This window comes from Pseudoalteromonas sp. NZS100 (genome assembly GCF_015864815.1).
Classification (GTDB): Bacteria; Pseudomonadota; Gammaproteobacteria; order Enterobacterales; family Alteromonadaceae; genus Pseudoalteromonas; species Pseudoalteromonas distincta.
In genome coordinates, this window is the sequence record NZ_JADYWM010000034.1 from 1 (window position 1) to 24,767 (window position 24,767).

19 protein-coding genes are annotated in these 24,767 nt (G+C 39.5%); 13 read left to right on the forward strand and 6 right to left on the reverse strand.

The window, feature by feature from the left end:
• Positions 1 to 606: 606 nt before the first annotated feature.
• The 5 genes from I6E69_RS20030 (at position 607) to I6E69_RS20050 (ending at position 7,895) form a co-directional block, all read left to right on the forward strand.
• On the forward strand, positions 607 to 1,401 hold the full coding sequence (locus tag I6E69_RS20030) for a VOC family protein (RefSeq protein WP_002959875.1): 795 nt from the start codon (positions 607 to 609) through the stop codon (positions 1,399 to 1,401).
• An 88-nt stretch (positions 1,402 to 1,489) separates the two neighbouring features.
• On the forward strand, positions 1,490 to 1,855 hold the full coding sequence (locus tag I6E69_RS20035) for a hypothetical protein (RefSeq protein WP_197122112.1): 366 nt from the start codon (positions 1,490 to 1,492) through the stop codon (positions 1,853 to 1,855).
• Positions 1,852 to 4,185: a fatty acid cis/trans isomerase gene (locus I6E69_RS20040; protein WP_197122115.1), complete on the forward strand. Its 2,334-nt coding sequence runs from the start codon at positions 1,852 to 1,854 to the stop codon at positions 4,183 to 4,185. The genes I6E69_RS20035 and I6E69_RS20040 overlap by 4 nt, the downstream gene beginning before the upstream one ends.
• A 132-nt stretch (positions 4,186 to 4,317) precedes the next feature.
• A complete protein-coding gene (locus I6E69_RS20045) occupies positions 4,318 to 6,045 on the forward strand; it encodes a response regulator (RefSeq protein WP_197122118.1) in 1,728 nt (575 codons plus the stop codon).
• Positions 6,046 to 6,485: 440 nt separating this feature from the next.
• A complete protein-coding gene (locus I6E69_RS20050; RefSeq protein WP_197122121.1) occupies positions 6,486 to 7,895 on the forward strand; it encodes an ATP-binding cassette domain-containing protein in 1,410 nt (469 codons plus the stop codon).
• 47 nt (positions 7,896 to 7,942) lie between these two features.
• Here I6E69_RS20050 and I6E69_RS20055 read toward each other — a convergent pair whose 3' ends face one another.
• From I6E69_RS20055 to I6E69_RS20080, 6 genes are all read right to left on the reverse strand, one after another.
• The gene (locus I6E69_RS20055; RefSeq protein ID WP_033038531.1) at positions 7,943 to 8,821 is read right to left on the reverse strand and encodes a TraB/GumN family protein; all 879 of its coding nucleotides are present in this window, start codon (positions 8,819 to 8,821) and stop codon (positions 7,943 to 7,945) included.
• Between the two features lie 49 nt (positions 8,822 to 8,870).
• Positions 8,871 to 10,307 (reverse strand): HAMP domain-containing sensor histidine kinase, encoded by a 1,437-nt coding sequence (locus I6E69_RS20060; RefSeq protein WP_197122124.1) that lies wholly within the window; start codon positions 10,305 to 10,307, stop codon positions 8,871 to 8,873.
• Complete coding sequence (locus I6E69_RS20065) at positions 10,288 to 10,962, reverse strand: response regulator transcription factor (RefSeq protein ID WP_007377292.1); 675 nt, start codon at positions 10,960 to 10,962, stop codon at positions 10,288 to 10,290. The genes I6E69_RS20060 and I6E69_RS20065 overlap by 20 nt, the downstream gene beginning before the upstream one ends.
• A gap of 63 nt (positions 10,963 to 11,025) precedes the next feature.
• The gene (locus I6E69_RS20070; RefSeq protein ID WP_197122126.1) at positions 11,026 to 12,972 is read right to left on the reverse strand and encodes an LTA synthase family protein; all 1,947 of its coding nucleotides are present in this window, start codon (positions 12,970 to 12,972) and stop codon (positions 11,026 to 11,028) included.
• Entirely contained in the window at positions 12,963 to 13,334 is a 372-nt protein-coding gene (locus tag I6E69_RS20075) for a diacylglycerol kinase (protein ID WP_007377290.1), read from the reverse strand. The genes I6E69_RS20070 and I6E69_RS20075 overlap by 10 nt, the downstream gene beginning before the upstream one ends.
• Positions 13,331 to 15,001 carry a phosphoethanolamine transferase gene (locus I6E69_RS20080; protein WP_197122129.1) on the reverse strand — a complete coding sequence of 557 codons (1,671 nt, stop codon included), beginning with the start codon at positions 14,999 to 15,001 and terminating at the stop codon, positions 13,331 to 13,333. The genes I6E69_RS20075 and I6E69_RS20080 overlap by 4 nt, the downstream gene beginning before the upstream one ends.
• 540 nt (positions 15,002 to 15,541) lie before the next feature.
• Between I6E69_RS20080 and ilvG the strand changes: the two genes are divergently transcribed.
• The 8 genes from ilvG (at position 15,542) to I6E69_RS20120 (ending at position 24,659) form a co-directional block, all read left to right on the forward strand.
• A complete protein-coding gene (gene ilvG, locus I6E69_RS20085) occupies positions 15,542 to 17,191 on the forward strand; it encodes an acetolactate synthase 2 catalytic subunit (RefSeq protein WP_002959891.1) in 1,650 nt (549 codons plus the stop codon).
• Positions 17,188 to 17,433: an acetolactate synthase 2 small subunit gene (gene ilvM, locus I6E69_RS20090; protein ID WP_002959893.1), complete on the forward strand. Its 246-nt coding sequence runs from the start codon at positions 17,188 to 17,190 to the stop codon at positions 17,431 to 17,433. The genes ilvG and ilvM overlap by 4 nt, the downstream gene beginning before the upstream one ends.
• Positions 17,434 to 17,536: 103 nt before the next feature.
• A complete protein-coding gene (gene ilvD, locus I6E69_RS20095; protein WP_024596945.1) occupies positions 17,537 to 19,393 on the forward strand; it encodes a dihydroxy-acid dehydratase in 1,857 nt (618 codons plus the stop codon).
• A gap of 2 nt (positions 19,394 to 19,395) precedes the next feature.
• The gene (gene ilvA / locus I6E69_RS20100; protein WP_039485942.1) at positions 19,396 to 20,949 is read left to right on the forward strand and encodes a threonine ammonia-lyase, biosynthetic; all 1,554 of its coding nucleotides are present in this window, start codon (positions 19,396 to 19,398) and stop codon (positions 20,947 to 20,949) included.
• A 97-nt stretch (positions 20,950 to 21,046) separates the two neighbouring features.
• Positions 21,047 to 22,081: an ABC transporter substrate-binding protein gene (locus I6E69_RS20105; protein ID WP_182696389.1), complete on the forward strand. Its 1,035-nt coding sequence runs from the start codon at positions 21,047 to 21,049 to the stop codon at positions 22,079 to 22,081.
• Between the two features lie 60 nt (positions 22,082 to 22,141).
• Entirely contained in the window at positions 22,142 to 23,317 is a 1,176-nt protein-coding gene (locus I6E69_RS20110; RefSeq protein WP_197122132.1) for a methyltransferase, read from the forward strand.
• 30 nt (positions 23,318 to 23,347) lie between these two features.
• Positions 23,348 to 24,010: a carbonate dehydratase gene (gene can, locus I6E69_RS20115; RefSeq protein ID WP_002959903.1), complete on the forward strand. Its 663-nt coding sequence runs from the start codon at positions 23,348 to 23,350 to the stop codon at positions 24,008 to 24,010.
• A 4-nt stretch (positions 24,011 to 24,014) separates the two neighbouring features.
• Entirely contained in the window at positions 24,015 to 24,659 is a 645-nt protein-coding gene (locus I6E69_RS20120; protein ID WP_197122135.1) for an NAD(P)H-binding protein, read from the forward strand.
• The last annotated feature ends 108 nt before the right edge of the window (positions 24,660 to 24,767 follow it).

The following is a 24,767-nucleotide window of genomic DNA, read 5'->3' on the forward strand; positions in this document are numbered from 1 at the left end:
CAGTAGTGAAACGAAACAGCGCCGATGATAGTGTAGCATTTGCTATGTGAAAGTAGGACATTACCAGGCTTCAAATTGTAGAAAGCCCGACTAGAAACAGTCGGGCTTTTTTACGTCTGCAGAAAAGTAAAATGTGCGCAATTAATACACACTCACAGCAACACCTATAACGTAGTTCGGGCGAGCGTAACGATTCCCGACACAAAGAGAGTGTAGCATTTATTATGTGGCTCTCCACCGCTGTGGGCACTACGACATCCTACTGCGTAGCGCACCGACTACAAATTGTAGAGAGCCCGACTAGAAATAGTCGGGCTTTTTTACATCTGCAGAAAAGTGATTTAGGTATTCCTCTAAGCGAAGCGCTTCTTGGCGAATAATTTGTATCAATCAGCAATAATATTTAATCAATTTGAGGGATTAAATCTGACCCTAACTGCGTTAAAAACCTCAAATATGAAACAACTGGATAACGAATTTTTGTCCTTCTTTTATCGACTCCGCTTAGTTATTGCTCTAATCTCAATTTATAGTCTGTTCCATTATCTCGTTTATAAAATGTGACAGAGTTCGTTTAGGTAAAATTAGAATAATAAGGGCTTAATCATGAGTAAAGTTGAAAACCATCCGCATGGTATTTTTTGTTGGTCAGAGCTTTGTACGCACAATTGGAAAGACGGTAAGGCGTTTTATACATCATTATTTGATTGGGGGCATGACGATCAACCTATTGGAGAGAACATATACTACACCATGCTACAAAAGCAAGGTGATGATATCGCTGCAATGTACGAAATGCCTAAAGAGCAAATTAGTGCAGGGATCCCAAGTCATTGGTTGGCTTACATTGCCGTCGATAATGTTGATGATTGTGCGCTAAAAGCAAAAGAACTAGGTGCTGAAGTTATTGCCGGTCCTCATGATGTTATGAATGCAGGACGAATGTTGATGCTAAAAGATCCAGTAGGCGCAACTGTTGCACTATGGCAGGGGAATGAGCATAAAGGTTGTAAGCACTTAGGTGAATTAAATACACCTTATTGGCATGAGTTAGCAACAAGAGATAGTAAAGTAAGTCGAGACTTTTACTGTGCTTTACTAGGCTGGGAAAGCGAAATAAAGCCTATGGAAGGGATGGACTACATTTTATTTTTAGTCGATGGACAACCAATTGCCGGTATGCTTGAAATGACAAGTGAATGGCCTGATGATACCCCTGCTCATTGGATGATTTATTTTGCAGTAGAGAGTTGCGATGTAATTGTTAGTAAAGCCGCTAGCTTAGGTGGACAAGTATGTGTTCCTGCAACAGATATCCCCGATGTTGGTCGTTTTAGTGTTATATGCGACCCTCAAGGTGCTGTATTTTCGGTGATCGAATCTGTTATGGATGACGTTTAAACACAGTTACATTAGCTTTAGCGTTAATTTGCTCGCTAGTTTGATATAATACTCGTCAATTAAATCGTCAGAAAGTGCAGAGAACGCAATGGAATTTGAACAAGATAGTAATTTAACCCTCCCTTTATTTCTATTAGATGAATCATTAAGTAATAGAGACTTAGAGCAGCCTGATTTTGAAATATCAATTGGACTTGATGATGAGTTACTTGCTCAAATTTGCCAGAACCCAAGTGAAGATAGCAGTGTCGCTATTACTGTTAGCGGTTATGAGTTGCTTATAACTAATTCTTTGTACCTAGCTATATTAGATCAAGAGCACGATGCGCAGATAACATTAACGCATGGTCCTCTTTTAAGTATTGTTTTGAATACTGAAGGTCAGAATACATTCGTTTCTCCTCAAATGGATATGATGCCCACCTTTGATTTAGGTGATGAGGACGACGAATGAGAAAAATACTAATAAGTACGATAGTACTCATTATTTTAAGTGGTTGTGCATATTTGGGAAATGCTCACTACGATGATCTTTTTGGACCTGAACAAACACAAGAGAGAATGGTGCCTCATACAACAGGTGCTGGTGCTGATTTTTTACAAAATGTAAAACCAGTACTCGATACCCGCTGCGTCGTTTGTCATGGTTGTTACGACGCACCTTGCCAGCTTAAGCTCTCATCCCCTGAAGGTATTGACCGAGGTTTGAGTAAAGAGCTCGTTTACGATGGAACTCGTTTATTGGCAACGACCCCAAGCCGTTTATTATTTGATGCAACTAATACTCAGCAATGGCGAGAGAAAAACTTTACGCCAGTGCTAAATGAGCGCGTGCAAAGTGAAGAAGCTAACTTAGCGGGCAGTGTGTTATTTAATAGCCTGGTGCTAAAGCAAAGCCATGAATTGCCAGTAAATGAAGTGCTAGATGATGAGTTTGACTTTTCGTTAGCGCGTTCGCAAACCTGCGCAACAATGGGTGAGTTTGATCGATTGGCAAGTGATCAACCTCATGGCGGCATGCCTTATGGTTTACCTGGTGTTTCGCGTGAAGAGTTTAATCACTTACAGAACTGGCTTAAAGGTGGCGGTAAAATGTCACATATTCAACCACCAAGTAAATATGATCAGAATAAAATAGCGGGCTGGGAAGCATTTTTAAATCAAGATAGCTTAAAGTATCAGTTATCAGCACGGTATATTTATGAGCATTGGTTTTTAGCACATATTTATTTTACTTCAGAAAACCCACAAAGCTTTTTCAAACTAGTTCGCTCAAGTACGCCTCCTGGTGAGGAAATAAAGTTAATTAACACGCGCCGCCCATACGATGACCCTAAAGTTAGCCGTGTTTATTATCGTTTTATGCAAGAACGTACAACCATACTTTCTAAAACACATTTACCACTTGAGCTTAATGAAGCTAAATTACTGCGTTTATATGAGCAGTTTATTGCGCCAGATTATACGGTTACGAAAATGCCTAGTTATGAGCCTAAGGCAGCATCTAACCCTTTTAAAACTTTTGAAGTTATTCCAATTAATTCTAAGTATCAATTTATGCTTGATGAGGCAGAGTTAATTATTATGGGCTTTATAAAAGGGCCTGTTTGTCGTGGTCAGATTGCTTTAAATGTTATAAACGATCATTTTTGGGTGGCATTTGCTGATCCTAATAAAGTAGCGACTCCGGCTGTAGGGGAAATGCTAATGCAACATGAAGAGGCATTAGAACTTCCTGCCGCTGAGGAAAGTAATGCCTTACCCATTTCTAGCTGGGTTAAATATTCAGTTCGCGAGAAGAAGTATTTACAGGCGAAAGTTCAGCTTGCTAACAAAATGTTCAAAGGTGGTGAGCACCTTACAACAGACTTACTATGGAAAGGTGATGGGCATAATAAAAATGCGGCACTAACTATTTTCCGCCATTTTGATAGTGCAACTGTAGTTAAAGGTTTTATTGGTCAAGAGCCTAAAACCACCTGGATATTAGATTATGCTTTGTTTGAGCGTATTCACTATTTGCTTGTAGCAGGCTTTGATGTGTACGGAAATATAGGCCATCAATTAGTGACACGCCTATATATGGATTTTTTACGTTTAGAGGGAGAGCAAAACTTTTTAGCATTGTTACCTGAGGCTAAACGTAATCAAATCAAAAAGCAGTGGTATCGTAATTCACCACCTGACTTATCTAAGTTCTTTAAAAGTAACCGAGAATTTAGCCAGCCAAGTGGTATTAACTATAAAACTGATGATCCACAGCATGAGCTATATACTTTGATGAAAGAAGCCTTAGCGCCAGTTTTAAGTGAAAGATACAACTACACTGAAGTACCAAAGCCGTTAAATGTAGTAAGTACTATGCCAGCAAAAGCGGTAAACTTGTTACCTCAGCTTTCTTTTGTACTTGTAAAGCAAAAAGATAATAGTCATAAGGGCTACACTATTATTCATCATAATGCGCACTACAATATTTCTAGTTTACTAAACGAGGATGGTCAACGTGCTTATGATGAAGATACCGCAACGATTGTTCCTGGCTTTATCGGTGATTACCCAGCAGCTATTTGGTATTTAAATAACGAGCAGCAAGTAAATGCTTTTGCCGAGCAATTGCCTATGATGCAAATAGAAGCCGATTATGGTGCTTTGAAATCTAAGTTTGGTATTCGACGTACTCATCCACAGTTTTGGCAATACAGCGATATATTGCACGATACAGCTAAAAAGTATCGTGGGATAGAATATGGAATGTTCGATTATAATCGATTAGAGAATCGCTAATATAATTTTACTACTATGGCCCAGCTTGATGCTGGGCTTTTTTATTGGGTATTAATAATTCGCTTAATTATTTTGACTGATTCTTCGTTTTAAAAAATTAGTCTACACTTATATAAAAAAACTGGTTTATACATGTTCAATATTATTAAAAGCGTGAGAACACGTTACCGATGGGCACTAATTGCAATAGCGCTATTAATAAGTGGCTCTGCTTTATTAATGCAGCATAGTTTTTCTGTTCAAAAGTTTGATGCAAAAATTATTAACATCGCTGGTAGCCAGCGCATGCTCTCACAGAAAATTGCTTGGCACAGTAATGCTATGCTTAACATCAGTAATTACTCGCCAGCTCATACTGAGTCACTTGAGAAGTCCCTCAATACATTTAAAAACTCCCATCAAACATTATTAACTAAAAACTCTGATGACGAATACATTTACTTAAATCCAGCGTTAGTAGACTTATATTTTGGTGAAACGATAGGGTTAGATAAAGCGGTATTTGACTATATAGAACAAACAGAGCGGCTTTTGTATCAGCAAGGAGAGATAAACCACTCAGTATTTTCTATTAAGCATGTTGAAACGTTATTAACAAAGCTTGATAAGGCAGTGAGCTTATTTGAATCTCAAGCTGTTAAAAAAGTAAATTGGGTCGCCAACCTAGAGATACTATGCTGGTTATTGACAATGACATTATTACTTATTGAGTTAAGATTTGTTTTTATACCAATGGAAAAAGAGGTTTCAGACACGCTTTTAGAGCTACAAAAACAAAAAGATTTTGTTTATCAAACAAGTCAAAATAAAGAACATTTTATTGCCAGAGCTAGTCACGAATTTAGAACACCTTTGCAGGGACTTATTACGTCTATTGAGGAGCTAGAGGTTTCTGATAAACAGCAAAGCGTTAAAACCCAAGCTAACTATTGCGCGCTTAGGTTAATAGCCATATTAGATGAATTACAAGACTTGCAGGCTTTAAGTGCAGGTAAATGGGTACCGCATTTAAATGATGAAAACCTTCTAGAGTCGTGTAATAAAGTAATAATAGCTTACAAGCATGCGTGTAAGCAAAAAGGCCTAAAACTAGTTAGCTCTTTAGATGAATCGTTAAATTGTGTATGTAAATTGGATCATCAACGTTTGCAGCACACACTTACAGAGTTAATTAGTAATGCAATTAAGTTTACACAAAAAGGTGAAATTACTGTTTCAGCTAAGCTTTTAAATGATAAATTTCATTTAACAGTGAGTGACACCGGCAGTGGCTTTTCGAAAAAGATTACGAGTCTTGAATTTGACTCATTTAAACAAACCAATCACTTTCAAGGGTTAAGAACAGGCCTAACCCGGGTTCAATACGTTGTAAAAGCACTGCATGGTGAAATTACTTTTACAAATAATAAAACTCATGGTGCTTTGGTGTCTTTGTATTTACCAGTGACTATAAGTAAAGCCCTCCCAACACCTCTTAAAGTAAACGACAAGCTAACGTGTTTAGTCGTTGAAGATAACCCATTAAACACTATGTTATTAACCCGCATACTTAGCTTATTAGGTTTAAGCTATGATTGCGCAGAAAATGGTAAAGTCGCGTGTGGTATGGTGAGTGAAAATCAGTACGATATTGTTTTTATGGACCTAAACATGCCAGTAATGGATGGGTTTGAGGCTATTAAAAAAATACGTTCCGATCTTAATAAAGTAATGCCAATTATTGTTATAACAGCAAATACCTCACAAAATGATTTAGAGCGAGTTTATGAATACGGAGCTAACCTCCATATTCATAAGCCAATAAGCCAGCAAGCAATTAAAGACGCATTAAATAGTATTAGCGTTGTTAGGGCGTGTTGATCTTTGGTAGTTGAATTTGCAGCAGACTGTTTGGTTTTTAGGCAAGGCAGAGCCTATGTAGTGTGGTTACTCCCCATAAATAGGCGATAACGCAGCATAAATACCAAACATGCGCTGCCCATTGGGTTCTTTCTAGGGACGATTAACTCTTTGTTGCCTACATGGATGTAGGTAAGGGGCGTGAGCAGGACGCGGAAGCTTTACTCGGTTTTTACTTATTCTTACAGGGATGTAAGTCAGTAGAATAACGCAGGAGCAGTTATCGAGCCCACTAGGTTACAAACCTCGCGCCGCGATTTAATCTTCCTTGGATTGAACAAATTTCAATCCACAAAGATCAATACGCCCTAATGAAATAAATTAATTTTGCAGATAACAAGCTTGCTAAGCACTTTTAATATACGTTAACTTGCTGTTTTAAGGTTTATTAGGAAAAGTTAGTGCAGTCAATTACGCTTGAGCAATTTAATGGTTACTTACAAGGGCAAGGTAAAAGCCGTTACGATATATGCAACCTAGATTGGCAAGTAAACCTAGGAGAACATTGGTTACTTTTAGGTGCTAATGGAGCTGGTAAATCTGCTCTGACAGCTGCGTTAATCGGTGAGGCTAAGTGCGAAAGTGGTAAGCGTATAAGTAGTATTAATAAGCTTATGCTCGTGTCTTCAGATTCACATAAACAGTTACTAGCTCAAGAATTAGAGCATGAAAAGCACACCCTCGTTAAAGACCTTATTTTTACAGGGCATAGTAATAATGATGAATTATTAGCGCAGCTAATAGAATTATTTAAATTTAGCTCATTACTAAATAGGCATTTTAGAGACCTTTCAACGGGTGAAACTCGTAAACTCCTACTTATAAAAGCACTCAGCTCCCATAGTGAGTTAGTCGTGCTTGATGAGCCATTTCATGGACTCGACGTACAATCTTGCCAGCAGCTTAATAAAATACTCATAGAGCTTAGCCAAAATATTACTTTTGTTTTTGTACTAAACCGCCTAGACGAAATCCCTTCATTCATTACTCACTATGGCTATGTAAACCAAGGTTGCTTGTTACATACTTTGGCAAAGCCAGACAGTGAGCAATTGAGTGATTTACTAAAACTACTTCATTTAGAACATACCTCATTGGATGTGCCATCTCCGGATACCGAACAAGAGCAAAAGGCATTCACCGGTAATACCTTAGTTAAATTGAGTAATGCTAAAGTTAGTTATAGTGATGTAAGTATATTCAAAAATCTCAATTGGACTATAAAAAAGTATCAGCATTGGCAGCTTACTGGAGCGAACGGTTCAGGCAAAACATGCTTATTAAATTTAATAACAGGTGATAACCCACAGTGTTATAACAATGACATTGAAGTGTTCGGTTTTAAACGTGGGACAGGGGAGAGTATTTGGGATATAAAACAGCATATTGGTTTTATATCTAACGCGCTACATATGGATTACCGCGTAAGTATATCGGCTTTAAATACTGTTATTTCAGGATTTTACGACAGCATAGGTTTATATCAAAAACCGAGCGACGCACAAATTAATATTGCTAAGCAGTGGCTGGCATTTATTGGTTTAAGTGATAAACAAAATACCTCATTCACCCAGCTATCGTACGGCGATCAGCGTATGTTATTAATTGTGCGGGCTATGGTAAAACATCCAACGTTACTTATTTTAGATGAACCTTGCTTGGGCTTAGATGAAGCAAACAGGCAGCGTGTACTGTTACTAATAGAGAAAATTTGTGCTGCCAATACAAGTACTGTGATTTATGTAAATCATCATGCGGCAGACAAAATTAAAGGAATAGAGAATTACTTAAAAATGGAAGACTTTCATTAAAAGCTTAGAGAAAGGTTGAGCGAGAATTCACTCAACCCATTTTTATTTTAAAGACGAGTAACGCTAAAGCCTTTATCTCGAAGCTGTTTAAGTAACCCGTGTTTTTCAGGTAAATGCAGAGCGCCTACAGCAATAAATAGCTGCTCGTTTGCTAAACGCGGTGTGAGTTGTTTAACCCAATTATTATTGCGGTTAGTTAGCATTACTTGCTCGCTAATTTCACCGTAATTACTGTCATCAAAACTCATGTTGTAGTAATCGGTTAGTGTGTCCATGTCACCGCTTTTCCACGCATTAACTAACTTGATAAAGTAAGTATTAATATCGGCTAGTTGCTCAAAGGTTTCTTCAATCATTTCATTGCTTAGTAGCGCCATACCATCAAACATTTGTAGTTGTTGCTCTAGGGTTTCAAGCTCGCCAATTTTAATATTATGCTCTTTAGCATAACTAAGCACTTGCTTGTCTATGCCGGTTTTATCTGAATATCCTGCATTTTGAAATTCAATTTGCATCATAGTCACCATAACAGCCCAAGGCTTTAAGCCATTAAACATAGCAATATCAATCGACTTTTTAGCAAAGTAATCTTTTAGCTTGGTATAATTTTGCTTTGAAAGCTCAGTTTGCAGTGTTTTACCGTCACTTAGCATCATAAATGGCATTGAGCGCTGTTGCATTTCAAGTGGTGTAAGTTTGCTTATATCAACTTCAACAATCACTTCTTTGCTTGCACTAATTGCATCGGTTACATTTTTAGGTAAGCCTTTCATGCTGGCATCACCAACGTGTACAGTGCCAAATAGGTAAGAACTGACGCCATTTTTTTCTATTTTATATAAGGCGGGAGCTGCGTAGCTGTTAAGGCTAAATGTTATAAGTAACGCCACAATAAAAAAGTGGCTAATACGGGTAAGAGCATTCATGGTTTGTCCTTAAAATCTCAAAATTAGTAGTGTAAATACTAACCTAAATTTACTTCAGAGGTAACGTTAATATAAACGTTAGCGTATTGTTTTCGGTATTACTGGCCGTAATAGTAAAGCCATTTAAGTTACATAAGCTCTGTACAATTGATAATCCTAAACCATGGCGCTGATTATTAGTTCTAGATGAATCTAGCTGATAGAGCGGGTCAAAAATAGCAGTGAGCTGTTCATCACTTAGTGGTTTATTTACTTTGTTACTAACAGAGATGGTCATGTTTGTGCTGTTATTTACGGCAGTTAATTTAATTGGCGCCTCAGGAAGTCCATAAAATAGTGCGTTATCGATTAAGTTACATAAAATGGTATTTAAACTAAATTCGTCAGCATTAAGCGTAAGTTCGCCACTTATTTCGTTATTTAAACGCATTTTGATACTTGGATGCTTAAAGCTCAGCTCATCAATAATTTGATTTACTAAGTTATTTAGAGTGATATTTTGCGCATTCAATTGCATAGCACTACTACTTGAGCGCTGCAATAATAAGAGGTTGTTAACAATCGTTTTCATACGCTGTGAAATACTAAGTACATCACTTGTATAGGTGTCGCTAATACGTTTATCGTCAGGGTAGCGAATAGCCACCTCTGAGAGGCTTATGAGTTCAGCTATTGGGGTTTTTAGCTCGTGTGCAATGTCGCTTGTTAGGCGTTTTTCATTACTATAGAGTTGCTGATTAACGGTAATAAACTTATTTAGCTCGTTACGTATAGGTTCTATTTCTTCTACTTTAAAGTCGCTTTCTATTGTTTGCGCAACACCGGTAATATCGAGTAACTTAATTTGGTCGTTTAAATTGTGTAGAGGGTGCAGGCCTTTATTTACAATACGTGTCACTAAATAGCGCACACCAAACACACCAAGTACACAGGTTAAAATAAAGACCACATCAATAATAATCAGTACTTTATTAAGCTCAGAGGTGGGCGCTGCAATTGCAAGCGTCATGGTATTAAAAACAGCAGAGTGAGTGGGGTTTCTATCATCTTTTTGGGCTACAAAGTGACTTATAAGTGCGCGACCATCACGCCCGTTAGGAAGCTCGTAATCTATAATTTTAGATTCGTTTATCGGCATTTCTAAAAAAGGTAGGTTAGCATTTTCATAAAGCGCTAATGAGTCCGAGCGCTCAAACACATCACGGCCATGCCATAACTGGTAAAACTCCGTGGCATCGGCTGCTCCATACTCCGACATAAACTCACCAGCAAAATCAAATTCAACCACGTTGTTGTCATCTTCAACTAAGGTTTTTAAGTAGTTAGCTTTGTTAGTTAAAGACTGATTGAACTGATCTTCCACCCAAGTATCAACACTTAAATCAACGGTTAAAAATATGGTGAATAAAATAACTGAGATCACAGCGCTAATATTATTAACGAGTTTACGCTTTATTGAGTGACTTTTATTTTGTTGTTGCGACATAACCAAATCCACGTTTATTTTTTATCGGGAGCTCGCCATCAAACTGTCTTACTTTTTTACGTATGGTTGAGATGTGTGCTTCAAGCGCATTTTTAGAGAGCATATCAAACTGACCTACCACCGCTTCACTTATAAGTTCAAGCCCCAATACTCGCTCTGGGGCGTTAAATAAGCATTCTATTATTTTATATTCATTGCGCGTGAGCTCAATGGCATGTTGCTTGTAGTGAAGAGTTTTAAGGGAGAGATCTAATACGCAATCACCTACGGTAAGGGTATTTTGTTGATTTTGCAGTGAACCACGACGAAGTAATGCAAGGACACGAGCATGGAGTTCTTCAAACGAAAATGGCTTAGTTAAATAATCGTCAGCGCCTTTCATAAGGCCGTTAATTTTATCTTGAGGCTCACTTCGTGCCGATAAAATTAGCACACGGCTTTGGCTATTACTGCTGCGCAGTGCTTGTAAAATACTCATGCCATCAACGCTCGGTAGCATTAAATCAAGTACGAGGAGGTCGTAGTTTCCACTTAGTGCCATACTCAGCCCTTCTGAGCCATCACCAGTTTCATCTACGGTAAAACCAAGGTTGCTAAGGCCAACTTGCAAGCTGCGTCTTAATGCTTCTGAGTCTTCAATAACGAGGATTTTCATGTTTACTCGGTTTATAAAAATAGCCTTGTTACTTTAACAAGGCTTTATTATCAAGTCACTTGGTTAATGATACCAACCATTTGTGTAGGCTAAATTACCTAAGTTCGCATGGGCTAGGGCTTTTTTAACTAGTTGCTCATCGTTTTCACATGGTACAAGCTGGTTATTGCTATACGTATAGGTGGTTGCTGGTTTTTGTGGTTGTAACACCACCACTTTATTATCGTGCATGTAGGCAAAGTTTTTGTCGTATTGCATCATCGCGCGTTGTTTGTTGTCGCTAATTGGCTTTGATAAATCATGACCTATCATTGGGTGCTTACCACTTGCGCCAATTAAAGACAGTAGAGTAACAGGAATATCGAGCTGACTGGCTAGTTGGCTATCTCGTTTATGGGTAATACCTTTTCCAAAAATAACGGCCGGAATTTTAAAGTGATCCACCGGTACTAAATTTGAACCTGATACGCGCGAGTCGTGATCGGCAATAACTATAAATACAGTATCATCCCAGTAGCTCGATTTTTTAGCTTTTTCGATAAAGGTGCCTAGTGCGTAATCGGCATACTTGGCAGCATTATTACGGGTTTGTTTTTGTTTATCGTACAGCGTTATTTTATCGTCAGGAAAGTCATACGGGCTATGATTAGAGCTTGAAAATATAAGGCTAAAAAAGGGTTTGTTTTGATTTTTAAGCTTAGTAAGTTCTATGTCGGCTTGGTCGTACAAGTCTTCGTCTGATGCGCCCCACGAGCCATTAAAGTCTATTTTTTTAAAGTTATTTGTATCTACGATACTTTTAAAACCGTTGCCTAAAAAGAAGCTGCGCATGTTATCAAAATGACTTTCGCCACCATAAATGAACTGCGTGTTGTAATTTTGCTTCGCTAAAAAGTCAGCAATGGTAAAAAAGTCACGTTGTGATTTATCAAGCTTAACAACTGCACGCGAAGGCGTTGGTGTAAATCCTGTAATTACTGCCTCAATTCCACGTACTGAACGTGTGCCCGTGGCGTATAAATTATCAAACCCCCAGCCTTGTTTATAAAGGGCGTCTATATTAGGTGTAAGCGGTAAACCGCCAAGCGTGCCTACATAACGAGCACCTAAACTTTCTTGTAAAATAATGACTAAATTTTTGGGTTTACCTGTATTACTTGCGCCATGAAACGTTTTTGTAGGGGCGGTTACATCACTAAATGTGCCTTGCGTATTTTGCATGTTATTACGCACAATACTAAGTAATTCATCGGTGGGCATTTTACCGTAATAGTCTTGGCTTGATTGCTCATTAGAAAGTTGCTTAACTGCAAACGCGACGCTATAAAGTGAGTTAAGGGTTAAGTCGTTAAGTAAGTGATCGGTAGAAAACGAGACCATGGCGGGGTTAAGTGGTCTGTGCCCTAATGAGTTGCGGGCGCCCAAAATAGTTAAGCATACTAAAACAAGCGCTAAAATTGATTGATTTAAGCCTGTTAGTGATGACTTGCTTTGCCATTGATTGCTAAATACTTTACTTGCAAATTTACAGCTTAAAATAAGTGCTATAACAGCAATAAATACTTCTAACTTATAGCCTGAAAAAATCATTTTTGAGACTTCTTTAGGGTAAATTAAATATTCTATAAATAAGCGGTTTGGGCGTAAATCGTACTCGTTTATAAACGTAGGCGTAATCACTTCAAAAAAAACAAGTAAAGCAGACATCGTCACTAAATAAATTTTAATGAGGCCGCGTACTTTATTTTGCCAACCTACGCTTTGCATCAGTAAAGTAAGTAGTAATGCGGGCATAATAATGTAGCTTAGAGTGGCTATATCAACTCTTAAACCACCTATAAATATAGACAACCACGCATGCGATCCAAATACACGCTCCCCTTGCCATACACTTAATCCAAAGCGAGCAAGTGTTAAAAAGCTAAGTGCCAAAACAGTAAATACAACAAAAATCCATATAGGGCCAAGTGCATTTTGTATTTTAGGTATAAAAGTTAGCTTTATGCCCATAACACAGCCCACCAAATAAGAGCGGCAATTAGCATAGCTATAAACACGCTTGCAGAGGCAATATCTTTAGCTAGCCCCGAAAGCTCATGGTATTCACTGCCAATTCTATCAACTACAACCTCAACTGCTGTATTTACCAGCTCAGCAAACAATACAAAAAGCAGGCTGGCTATAAGCAGTAATTTATCCTTTAGTGCAATTTCTTGTAGCCACACAAACACACCGAGTAACGAAAACAGTGCTAGCTCTTGTTGGAACGCCGCTTCAAATCGACTCATCCATTTTAAGCCGTTAAAAGAATGGCTTAAGGTAAAAATAAGGCGCATTAAGCCTTGGCGTTTTATAACGGTTTTATTACTCATAGTTTTATTTCGCTTGGTGTTATTTGGCAGCTAGCAAGTAAATCGAGCGATGCCTGATACGTTTTGCTTTTAATGCCAATTAAATTTAAAAGGGTGTGAAAAATATTGTTGTGTGAGCGCGCAGCGCGGGTGTCTAAATTAGCTAAACAGGTATTAGTAATGCGCTGATTATGCTCATCAGCCCACATATAAAGAGGAACGTGCGTTTGTGTGCTAGGTGCAAAGCTATACGGAAAACCATGTAAATAAGCACCGGCTTCGCCAAGTGATTCACCATGATCAGAGACATATAAAAACTGCTTATCTATGTTGTTTGGCAGCGCTTTTAATTGCTCAATTACCTGGGCGTTAACAAAGTCGCTGTACGCAATTGTGTTGTCGTAGGTATTAACTAATTCATCGAGTGAGCAGTTTTGAATGTCGCTTCTGTCGCACGTGGGCGTAAATTGCTTAAATTTTTCTGGGTAGCGTTTAAAGTAGGTTGGTCCGTGTGAGCCCATCATGTGTAGGACGATAACGGTATTAGCTTGGTTTAAATTAGCGAGTTTGCGCTTAAGTGGAGCAAGCAGTGTTTCATCAAAACAATATTTTCCATCGCAAAGCGCTGATGAGGTGGTTGGGATATCAATGTTAACAACACGGGTGCATACGTTTTTACAGCCGCTGTTGTTATCAACCCACAGTACGTCGCTGCCAGCTTGTTGTGCTAAGTCAACCAGGTTTTGTTGGTTGTCGGCTGCTAATCGATCAAAGTTATCTTGTGTTTGCAGTGAAAACATACACGGCACAGACACTGCAGTAGCGGTGCCACAAGACGCCACATTATTAAAATACGTCACATTATACTTTTGTGTATAAGGGTTGGTGTTGCGCTTATAACCTTGATAAGCAAAGTTTTCTGCTCGTGCGGTTTCGCCAACAACCATAACTGTTACGCTGGTGGTGTTAGGCGCAATTAAGGTAGGTGTTGCATCTATATCTTTAAACTCCATATTGGTATACAGCAGCTGATCGCGCATATATTTATAACCGCTAGAGAGATACTGAAACGGAATAATTTCTTTTTTCAAAATGCGGTTATTGCGGCCAGTGGCTGCGTAGTCGGCGTAAAAGTTTACGACCACTAAAGCAATTAATGAGCAGCACGCTACAATAAGTTTTATACGACTAATCGCTTCTTGGTGAGGACGGGTAAAGTGTATTTTTACTTTGCTTAATATAAAAACAGGTAGCGCACAAAACAACAGTAAAAAGGCTATGAGCTGCGGATTTAAATAGCTCAGAGCTTCGCTTGAATCAGTTTCGAACGTGTTCTGAATCATTGAATAGTCAAACACGACGCCGTAATTTAATGAGCCGTAAAGTACGGCACTCGAAATTATCAGTAAAAGGTAGTTAATTGGTTTTAGTAACCACCTGACCGACACTATTGAAAAGAAAATAATTAAAAGGCATAACAAAAGCAGTGGCACTGAAAGTAAAAATAGCCATGAAAAAGATGCAAGGGAGGTGATGGCGCTAAACGAACCTTGAATAAAAGGAATGTTTATAACTAAACAGTAATAACAGGCAATCATCACTACAAAGGCATTTGCACTACAGTGAATGTAAAACCGCTTACTACGATTTGGCTTTTTTTGTGCTGGTGTTTGGCTAGTTATGTTCATATTTAGGCTCGTTTAAAATAACAACGCCATGCTATGCAACAACACTTAAGAGTCGCTTAAGAGAACCTACGCATTACCTGAAGGTGATAAATAATTTTATTTATAAAAATATTCTCAAAAATTAATCAAACCTTAAATAAGGGATATAAGAATAGTGAATTTCTGAGATTAAAATTAGAGCATAAAAAAACCACTACCAGCTTGTATAATGAATTTTAAAACCTGATAAATTGCCTTTTAGTCTTTTTGTTAGATTAACTTTGGTGTTGACTTAAAGGGCCTAGCGCGGTACTAATATAAAAAGAGAGCGAAGGAATAACCTTCGCGATAATTGAACAAAATTTGGTATTAATTACATGCTTACAAACGCACTTAACCTAGTCCTGATTATTATCGTGGTGATTATTCCCGCGAGGGCTTCGTAGTGCTTTAAAAACTTAAGCATTAAAAAAGCCCTCCGCACTTAACCGTTCGGAGGGCTTTTTAGTTTTAAGGGTAAAATTTGTAATTGGGTTGTCACTGAGGAATGAGGGTTTATTAATGACAGGCGCAGAACTAACAATCGACTTATTGGCCAAACACGGCGTAAATGAAGTATTTGGCTACCCAGGCGGAGCTATTATGCCAATTTACGATGCGCTGTATGGCGCGCCAGTCAAACACTACCTAACTCGCCATGAGCAAGGTGCAGGGTTTGCAGCAGTTGGTTATGCTCGCAGCACACGTAAATTAGGCGTATGTTTTGCAACATCGGGCCCAGGTGCAACTAATTTAATAACCGCTCTTGCTGATGCGATGATGGACTCAGTGCCATTATTGGCGATCACTGGCCAAGTGCCTACTGCAGCTATTGGTTCAGATGCGTTTCAAGAAATAGATGTACTAGGTATGTCGCTTTCGTGTACTAAGCACAGCTACATGGTAGAACGAGCTGAAGACTTAGCAGAGATATTACAAGAAGCAATTCATTTAGCGCAAAGCGGCCGCCCAGGTCCTGTACTTGTCGATATCCCAAAAGATATTCAAATGGCTCAAGTCCCTTTTAAACCTTGGCTAGCAGCTGATGAATACTTACCAGAGTTAGATTTAAAGCAAGTTGCTATTGCTAATCAATTGTTGAGTGAGGCTAAACAGCCTGTAGCGTATGTGGGTGGTGGTGTACAAGCCGCTGATGCGCAAGATGAGCTAATGCAATTTTTAAATAAAACTCAGATGCCAGCTGTATCCACACTTAAAGCGCTAGGCAGTGTATTACCAGATTACGAACATTACTTAGGTATGTTGGGTATGCATGGTGGTCAAGCTGCTAATATCGCAGTGCAAGAATGTGATGTACTTGTATGTATAGGGGCACGCTTTGATGACCGCGTAACAGGCAACTTAGCTAAATTTGCAGCTAAAGCTAAAGTAATCCATTTAGATATAGATGCTGCTGAAGTTGGTAAGCGAAAACCTGCTAAAGCTTCATTAATTGCCGATTTAAAAACGTCGTTACCCGCACTTGAGTGCTTTGTAACACCTAAAGCGTGGTGTGACACAAATAAAGAAATGAATATTAAGCACGCGTGGCGTTACGACTACCCAGGTGAGAAGGTTTTTGCACCGTACTTATTAAACCAACTAAGCCAACGCATGCCAAAAACAGGGGTTGTGTGCTGCGATGTAGGTCAGCACCAAATGTGGGTAGCACAACACATGAAGTTTACTCATCCGAGTAATCATTTAAGCAGTGGTGGTGCAGGGACAATGGGCTTTGGTCTACCTGCGGCTATTGGCGCGCAAGTAGCACGCCCTGATGACTTTGTTATCACTGTATCGGGCGATGGTTCTATAATGATGAATATTCAAGAATTGGCCACTATTCGTCGTAACAATTTACCTGTAAAAATATTAATTTTAGATAACCAGCGTTTAGGGATGGTTCGCCAATGGCAAGAACTATTTTTTGAAGGGCGTTATTCTGAAACTAACCTGTCGGATAACCCAGACTTTGTGCAATTAGCTGCTGTATTTGGTATCCCAGGGCAAACAATTACTCACGCTAACCAAGTTGATGATGCGATAACTGCATTAGTTAACAGTAAAGGTCCGTACATAGTACATGCCTGTATTGATGATAAAGAAAATGTTTGGCCGCTTGTACCACCTGGGGCTGCTAACGACGAAATGATGACGGAGAAAGCAAAATGAAACATAGCCTAACTATTGCATTAAAAAGCCAAAGTATAGCGGTAGAGCGCTTTTTACGAGTGGTGCGTCATCGTGGTTTTGACCTTACGCATTTTCAGCTCAATATGGACGATGGTTTTTATAATGTAGACATGACGGTAGATAGTGATAAACCAATTCACCTTTTAACCAGCCAGTTAAATAAGCTGGTGGATGTAAAAGAAGTCACTTTACAAAATTTACAGCAACAACAGGCTGTGTAATTACGAACTGAAAAACAATTTACGAGTAACTGAATCACTCGGTTACTCACCAATTTTAGAATGAGGAATGCCCGCTTATTTTGCGGCAAAAACTGAGGTAACTATGGCTAAATTAAGAAGTGCAACAACAACTGAAGGGCGTAAACGCGCAGGCGCTCGTGCATTATGGCGCGCAACAGGTATGACCGACACCGATTTTGGTAAGCCGATTATTGCCGTAGTTAACTCGTTTACACAATTTGTACCAGGGCATGTTCACCTTAATCAGTTAAGTGAACTTATGGCTGAAACCATTACACAAGCCGGTGGCGTCCCTAAAGAGTTTAATACTATTGCGATTGATGATGGTATTGCAATGGGTCACGGCGGCATGCTTTATTCGCTGCCTTCACGTGACTTAATTGCTGACTCAGTTGAGTATATGGTAAATGGTCATTGTGCTGATGCGATGATTTGTATTTCAAACTGCGACAAAATTACTCCAGGAATGATGCTTGCAGCACTACGCTTAAATATTCCGGTAATATTTGTATCAGGCGGTCCAATGGAAGCAGGTAAAACTAAGCTTGCTAACATCGATATTAAACTTGATTTAGTAGATGCCATGGTTAAAGGCGCTGATGAATCGGTAAGTGATGCAGATTCAGAGCAAGTAGAGCGCTCTGCGTGTCCAACATGCGGCTCGTGTTCAGGCATGTTTACTGCAAACTCAATGAACTGTCTGCTAGAAGCGATTGGTTTAGCATTGCCAGGTAACGGCACGACGCTTGCGACTCATAAAGACCGTAAACAACTTTATGTTGAAGCGGGGGCTCGTATTGTTGATTTATGTCGTGAGTATTATCAAAAAGATAATCAAGATGTATTGCCACGTGCTATTGCTAACAAAACAGCCTTTATGAATGCAATGGTTGTTGATATTGCAATGGGTGGCTCGTCAAATACGGTATTGCATTTACTTGCTGCAGCGCAAGAAGCGGGCGTTGATTTTGATATGTCGCACATTGATGCGCTCTCTCGTAAAACACCATTTTTATGTAAAGTTGCACCAGCGACACCTGAATATCACATTGAAGATGTGCACCGCGCAGGCGGCATGATGGCAATCGTACGTGAACTTGGCAAAGCAGGCTTAGTTGATATGTCAGTTAATCATGTTGCGGGGTCAACTATGGCTGAGCTCGTTAAAAAATGGGATGCAACAGATCCTACTAACGAAGCAGCGCGCAAATTTTACCGTGCTGGCCCTGCGGGCATTCGTACCACTAAAGCAATGAGCCAAGAGTGTCGTTGGGATGAAGGTGATAATGACCGCGTGAATGGGTGTATCCGAAGTGTCGAACACGCTTTTCGTCAAGATGGTGGCTTAGCTGTACTTTCGGGTAATTTAGCAGTTGATGGTTGTATTGTTAAAAGCGCTGGCGTTGTTGATGAAATGCTACATTTTGAAGGTACTGCAGTCGTGTACGAGTCACAAGATGATTCTGTAGAAGGTATTTTAAACGATGAAGTAAAAGCCGGCGATATCGTGGTTATTCGTTACGAAGGCCCTAGAGGCGGCCCTGGTATGCAAGAAATGCTATATCCAACTAGCTACTTGAAATCAAAAGGCCTAGCTGAAAAATGTGCACTTATTACTGATGGTCGCTTTTCGGGTGGTACTTCGGGTTTATCAATTGGTCATGTATCACCAGAGGCGGCAAGTGGTGGTGCAATTGCTTATGTTGAAAATGGCGACAAAATCATTATTGATATCGCAACACGTGAAATCACATTAGCGTTAAGTGATGAAGAGCTTGAAGCACGTAAACAAAAACAATTAGCACGCGGAAAACTGGCGTACAAACCAGTTGATCGTGAGCGCTATGTATCGTCTGCCTTAAAAGCCTATGCATTACTTGCAACAAGTGCTGATAAAGGCGCAGTGCGTGACTTAGCTAAATTGGAGGCGCTTAGTTAATTATGGTCTCTCAAGAGCTCGATTATTTTCGCGCTATTATTCAAGCAAACATGGAGCCTTTGGCTAAAGTTACCGAGGTCAGCGAAATGGCTGAGCTTGGTGCTAAATTAGGTAACCATGTTTGGTTAAAGCGTGAAGACCAACAGCCCGTGTATTCATTTAAATTACGCGGTGCGTATAACAAATTAAATAAATTACCTAAAGGCTCAGTGGTTATCACTGCTTCAGCGGGTAATCATGCTCAAGGGGTTGCACTAAGTGCTTCTCACTTAGGGCATCAAGCCACAATTGTAATGCCAGTAACAACGCCTGAAATAAAAGTAAGTGCGGTACGTGCGCTTGGCGGTGAAGTTGTGCTACATGGGCATCATTTTGATGCCGCAAAAGCACATGCGCTTGAGCTTACAGAGCAACGAAACGGTATATTTGTTCCACCATTTGATGACCCAGACGTCATTGTTGGTCAAGGTACTGTAGCACGTGAGCTCATGCAGCAATTAAACGAGCTTGATGCGGTGTTTATTCCTGTTGGCGGCGGCGGTTTACTTGCTGGGATGGCGGTTTATATTAAATCGCTGCGTCCAGATATAAAAGTAATTGGTGTAGAAGCCGACGAAAGTGCATGTTTACAAGCGGCACTTAAAGCAGGCAAACCGGTAGAGCTTGAACGCGTTGGTAGTTTTGCTGATGGCGTAGCGGTTAAAATTATTGGCACTGAAACATTTCGCTTAGCGCAAAAGTTTTGTGATGAAGTTATAACCGTCACCAGCGACGAAATATGTGCTGCCATGCAGGATATTTTTGTATCTACCCGTGCAATAGCAGAGCCTTCAGGTGCACTTGCAACGGCAGGGCTTAAAAAGTGGAGCCAGCAGTCTGGTTTAAAAGGGTTACATTTAGCGGCTGTTTTATCCGGTGCTAATTTAAACTTTGATCGCCTGCGTTATGTTGCAGAGCGCACTGCGCTGGGTGAAAAAAACGAAGCGTTATTAGCGGTTACTATTAAAGAAGAAAAAGGCAGCTTTAAACAGTTTTGTGCTTCTTTAGGTGGCCGTGCTATTACTGAGTTTAACTACCGTTATGCAGGACCTGGTGAAGCACAAATATTTGTAGGTATTGCCCTGCGCCAAGGCGAGCAAGAGCTTAATGAGCTAAAGCAAGACCTAACAAATAATGATTACCAATTTTGCGATCTGTCGGATAACGAACTCGCTAAATTACATGTGCGCTATATGGTTGGCGGAAAAGCACCCGAGCAATTGCATGAGCGCTTACTTCGCTTTGAATTTCCAGAGTATCCAGGTGCGCTTGCACGCTTTTTAGATACTTTAGGTAGTAATTGGAACATTACCTTATTTCATTATCGTAATCACGGTGGTTCGATGGGGAATGTACTGGCAGGTTTTGCTATTGAGCCGAGTCAGTATGAGATGTTTAACGAGCACTTAAACCGTTTAGGTTACAGTGTACAAGATGAAACACAAAATCCGTGCTTTAGCCAATTCTTAACATCAAAGCCCCAAGCAGAAAAAGCCGAAAAACTCGCCTCAGTATAATCCTTCTTTAAAGGCAGGCACCTAACTAGGGTGCTTGCTTTATCGCACGTTTTACATATAGTTACAGGTAATCGTCATACTTTTTGAGGGCACCTAGTTGCTATTTAAAGGATTAATCATTGGATTGTGCTTTTTTTGTAGCCATATCGCGGCGCAAGAATCAGTCACATTACAGCTAAAATGGACACATCAGTTTCAGTTTGCTGGCTACTATATGGCAAAGCAAAAAGGCTTTTATAATGAAGCGGGCCTTGATGTAACCATTAAACAAGCTAATCCAATGAAACCTGATACCTTTGCTCCTGTCGCCAGTGGCGAAGCACAATTTGGAGTAGGGCATTCTGGTATTTTACAGCAACGTATAAATGGCCAACCTCTTGTTGCTATGGCTGCCTTATTGCAATTTTCACCTTACTGCTGGATGGTTAAAGACACGTCTGATATTTTTCATCCACGTGACTTTGTTAATAAACGTATCACTGCGGTAAGCAAAAATGATGGCACCGAACTACTTATTATGCTTAAACGCAGTGGCGTTGATGTGGATAAACTCAAAGTTTACGATGGCGAAAATCCAGGCCAGGCTTGGATTGAAAACAAGCTAGATGCTATGCAAGTGTATGTTACTACAGAGCCTTATTATATGACTCAACAAGGCGTAGCTCATCGACTTGTTTGCCCACAGCGTTATGGTATGGACGTATATAGCGACATTTTATTTACCAGCGAAAACATGCTGAAGAAAAATCCTCAAACGGTCGAAAAATTCTACCAAGCGAGCCTAAAAGGGTGGCGTTATGCAATGATGAACATGGATGAAGCCATTGCAGTCACCCAGCAAAACTATGCACCGGGTAAAAGCTTTTATCAGCTCGCTTTTGAGGCTGAAGTACTAAAAAGTTATATAACCCCACCCACTACCAGTTTAGGACATATGTCGATAGCAAAGTGGCGCTTAATTGCGGACTTATATGGCATACCGCAAAACGAATTTGACGAAGTGAAATCTCACTTTATTTATAAATATCAAGAACCTGAAAAAATGCAGTTATCGTGGATGCTCATGGCAGCTATTTTGGTAAGTATTATTTCAATACCTTTGTATTTACGGCTGATTTTTAGTAAAAATTAACTGCTTAGGTAATTCACGAAACTGATATAATTAATTGTCTTTTTTATTTTTTAAGCTGTTATGACTTTAGCTGAGCAATTTTTAGCACTTGATTCACTTTTAATGCGTCATCGTCAGTATTGGCAGTGCACTGCATTTGATTTTGACACTATACCTTGGCCAGAGCTACAAGGCATACTTAGCGAACTAACTGATGATCAGGTAAGCGTTCTTGATAACGATCAAAACCAGCTATACCAATTTTTTAGCCAGCACATAAGCCAACTTGATGAACTTGCAAAGTTATGCGAGTTACCTAGCTCATCCCACTCTCAAGCTGATTATCCATTTTGGATAAGTAACGGCATTAAAGGTCGTAAGTTTGCACAGTTACAAGATTTTGTATCTGCACTACCTAATACCAAGCAACCTGTTTTAGAGTGGTGCGCGGGTAAAGGGCACTTAGGTCGAATGCTTGCGTTTAATGGCGCAAGTAATGTGCATAGTATTGAACTGCAACAAAGCTTATGCGAGCAAGGACAAAAAAGTGCACAGCAACAAGGCTTGGCAATGCACTTTAGCCAAGCAGATGTATTAAAAGAGGATATCACTCAATTTTTTAATGCTGATATGCATGCCGTAGCGCTACACGCATGCGGTGGTTTGCACCAAGCATTTATGCGCCAAGCAAGTTTAGCGAAAGTACAGCAAATTAGCTTTTCACCTTGTTGCTATCATTTATTTACGGCTAATGAGTACCGTGTAATGAGTGAGGTTGCAAATAAAAGTGAGCTTAACCTAACGCATCGCGATTTAAAGCTCGCATTACAAGAAACTGTTACAGCGCCTTCTCGTCTGGAAAAAGTGCGTAAAACAGAACTTGAGTGGCGACTTGGTTTTGATGCACTAAGAAAGTCGATCACTGGCGAGCAATATTACGTAAGCGTACCTTCGGTCAACAAAGCTATATTCTCAGATTCGTTTAAATCGTTTTGTGCATGGGCTGCAGATAAAAAGGCATTAAAATTACCTCAAGATACTGATTATATTAAGTATTTATATGTTGGGGTGGCTCGAAAAAAAATAACTGACCGAGTTGAACTGGTTCGACATGTGTTCAGAAGGGCAATTGAAGTTTGGCTTGTGCTCGATCGTGCTTTATATTTGCAACAGCAAGGTTATCAAGTAAGCGTTAAAACGTTTTGTGAAAAGCAGTTAACGCCTCGTAATATTTTGATTCTTGCTAATGTCCATTAAATTTCCGTCCTCGACTTAATAAGAGATGCAATGAGAAAGTTAAAAAATTTATTCGATAACAACAAACGTTGGGCTGCTCGTACAAGTGAAGCAGACCCTGAGTTTTTTAAAATTTTATCTATGCAACAAAATCCAGAGTACTTATGGATTGGTTGTTCAGACTCTCGTGTACCTGCAAATCAAATAGTTGATTTATTACCAGGCGAATTATTTGTACATCGTAACGTTGCTAACGTGGTTGTACACACTGACCATAACTGCTTATCGGTTATGCAGTACGCTGTAGAGGTTTTAAAAGTAAAACATATAATGGTAGTCGGTCACTATGGTTGTGGTGGCGTACAAGCCGTTTTAAACAATGCTAAATTTGGCTTTATTGATAATTGGCTACGCCATGTAGGAGATGTAAAAGAAAAGCATCTTGAACAACTTGACGCAATGCCAGAAAGCGAACGTTTAAGCCGCCTTATTGAGCTAAATGTAATTGAGCAAGTACGTAATGTGTGTCGTACTAACATTGTGCAAGATGCCTGGGAGCGCGGCCAAGAACTAAGCGTTCATGGTTGGGTTTATGGTTTAGAAAACGGCCATCTTCATGATTTAGAATCTGTAGTAACGTGCGCGAGTGAGGAAACGCAAAGCTACAAAAAAGCAGTGCAACACGTATTTAAAAAAGTGGGTGAAAATAAATAAATCCATGACTAAAACGGCGGTGTTGATAGGTGCTACAGGCTTGGTCGGTAATGAGTTGTTCCATAAGTTACTTAATAGCGATCGTTATACAAAAGTAGTTACGTTAAGCCGTCGAGCTCTGCCTGTCACACATGCAAAGCTAGTTAATCACGTTATTGATTTTGAAAAATTAACTCAATATGTTGAGCTTTTTAAAGGTGATGTATTGTTTTCGTGTTTGGGCACAACCCGTAAACGAGCGGGCTCGATACACGCTCAGCGTAAAGTAGATTTTGATTATCAGTTTATAGCGGCGCAGTTAGCGGCATGTAATGGCGTTACGCATTATTGCTTAGTGTCATCAAGCGGGGCAAATACACACAGTAATAGTGCTTATTTGAAAATGAAGGGAGAGCTTGAGCAACATATTAAAGCACTCCCTTTTGATAAAATAAGTATTTTACAACCATCTTTATTATTAGGCGATCGTGAGCAATTTAGAGTGGCAGAAAAGATAGGTAGTATTATTTTTCCTGTTATTACACGATTTGCGTTTTTAAAGCGTTACAAACCAATAACTGGCGAACAAGTTGCGCAAAAAATGCTGAGTGTGAGTTTAGCTCAGCAGGCTAAGTTGTCTTATTATGTACTTGATGAGCTATTTGAATAAACTTGGTAAAACGCAAAAGGCAGCCTAAGCTTAATGCCGATCAGTTAAGAAAATGACCGGTTGACCGATCCAAACGATCATGCAAAATCCGTAGTTAGGAAACTAACT

Coding starts and splice junctions, on each gene's coding strand:
- can (WP_002959903.1), top strand. CDS start 23,348: ATGAGAAAGTTAAAAAATTTATTCGATAACAACAAACGTTGGGCTGCT.
- ilvM (WP_002959893.1), top strand. CDS start 17,188: ATGAAACATAGCCTAACTATTGCATTAAAAAGCCAAAGTATAGCGGTA.
- ilvD (WP_024596945.1), top strand. CDS start 17,537: ATGGCTAAATTAAGAAGTGCAACAACAACTGAAGGGCGTAAACGCGCA.
- I6E69_RS20110 (WP_197122132.1), top strand. CDS start 22,142: ATGACTTTAGCTGAGCAATTTTTAGCACTTGATTCACTTTTAATGCGT.
- I6E69_RS20030 (WP_002959875.1), top strand. CDS start 607: ATGAGTAAAGTTGAAAACCATCCGCATGGTATTTTTTGTTGGTCAGAG.
- I6E69_RS20035 (WP_197122112.1), top strand. CDS start 1,490: ATGGAATTTGAACAAGATAGTAATTTAACCCTCCCTTTATTTCTATTA.
- I6E69_RS20040 (WP_197122115.1), top strand. CDS start 1,852: ATGAGAAAAATACTAATAAGTACGATAGTACTCATTATTTTAAGTGGT.
- I6E69_RS20045 (WP_197122118.1), top strand. CDS start 4,318: ATGTTCAATATTATTAAAAGCGTGAGAACACGTTACCGATGGGCACTA.
- ilvA (WP_039485942.1), top strand. CDS start 19,396: ATGGTCTCTCAAGAGCTCGATTATTTTCGCGCTATTATTCAAGCAAAC.
- I6E69_RS20065 (WP_007377292.1), bottom strand. CDS start 10,962: ATGAAAATCCTCGTTATTGAAGACTCAGAAGCATTAAGACGCAGCTTG.
- ilvG (WP_002959891.1), top strand. CDS start 15,542: ATGACAGGCGCAGAACTAACAATCGACTTATTGGCCAAACACGGCGTA.
- I6E69_RS20060 (WP_197122124.1), bottom strand. CDS start 10,307: ATGTCGCAACAACAAAATAAAAGTCACTCAATAAAGCGTAAACTCGTT.
- I6E69_RS20075 (WP_007377290.1), bottom strand. CDS start 13,334: ATGAGTAATAAAACCGTTATAAAACGCCAAGGCTTAATGCGCCTTATT.
- I6E69_RS20055 (WP_033038531.1), bottom strand. CDS start 8,821: ATGAATGCTCTTACCCGTATTAGCCACTTTTTTATTGTGGCGTTACTT.
- I6E69_RS20120 (WP_197122135.1), top strand. CDS start 24,015: ATGACTAAAACGGCGGTGTTGATAGGTGCTACAGGCTTGGTCGGTAAT.
- I6E69_RS20080 (WP_197122129.1), bottom strand. CDS start 15,001: ATGAACATAACTAGCCAAACACCAGCACAAAAAAAGCCAAATCGTAGT.
- I6E69_RS20070 (WP_197122126.1), bottom strand. CDS start 12,972: ATGGGCATAAAGCTAACTTTTATACCTAAAATACAAAATGCACTTGGC.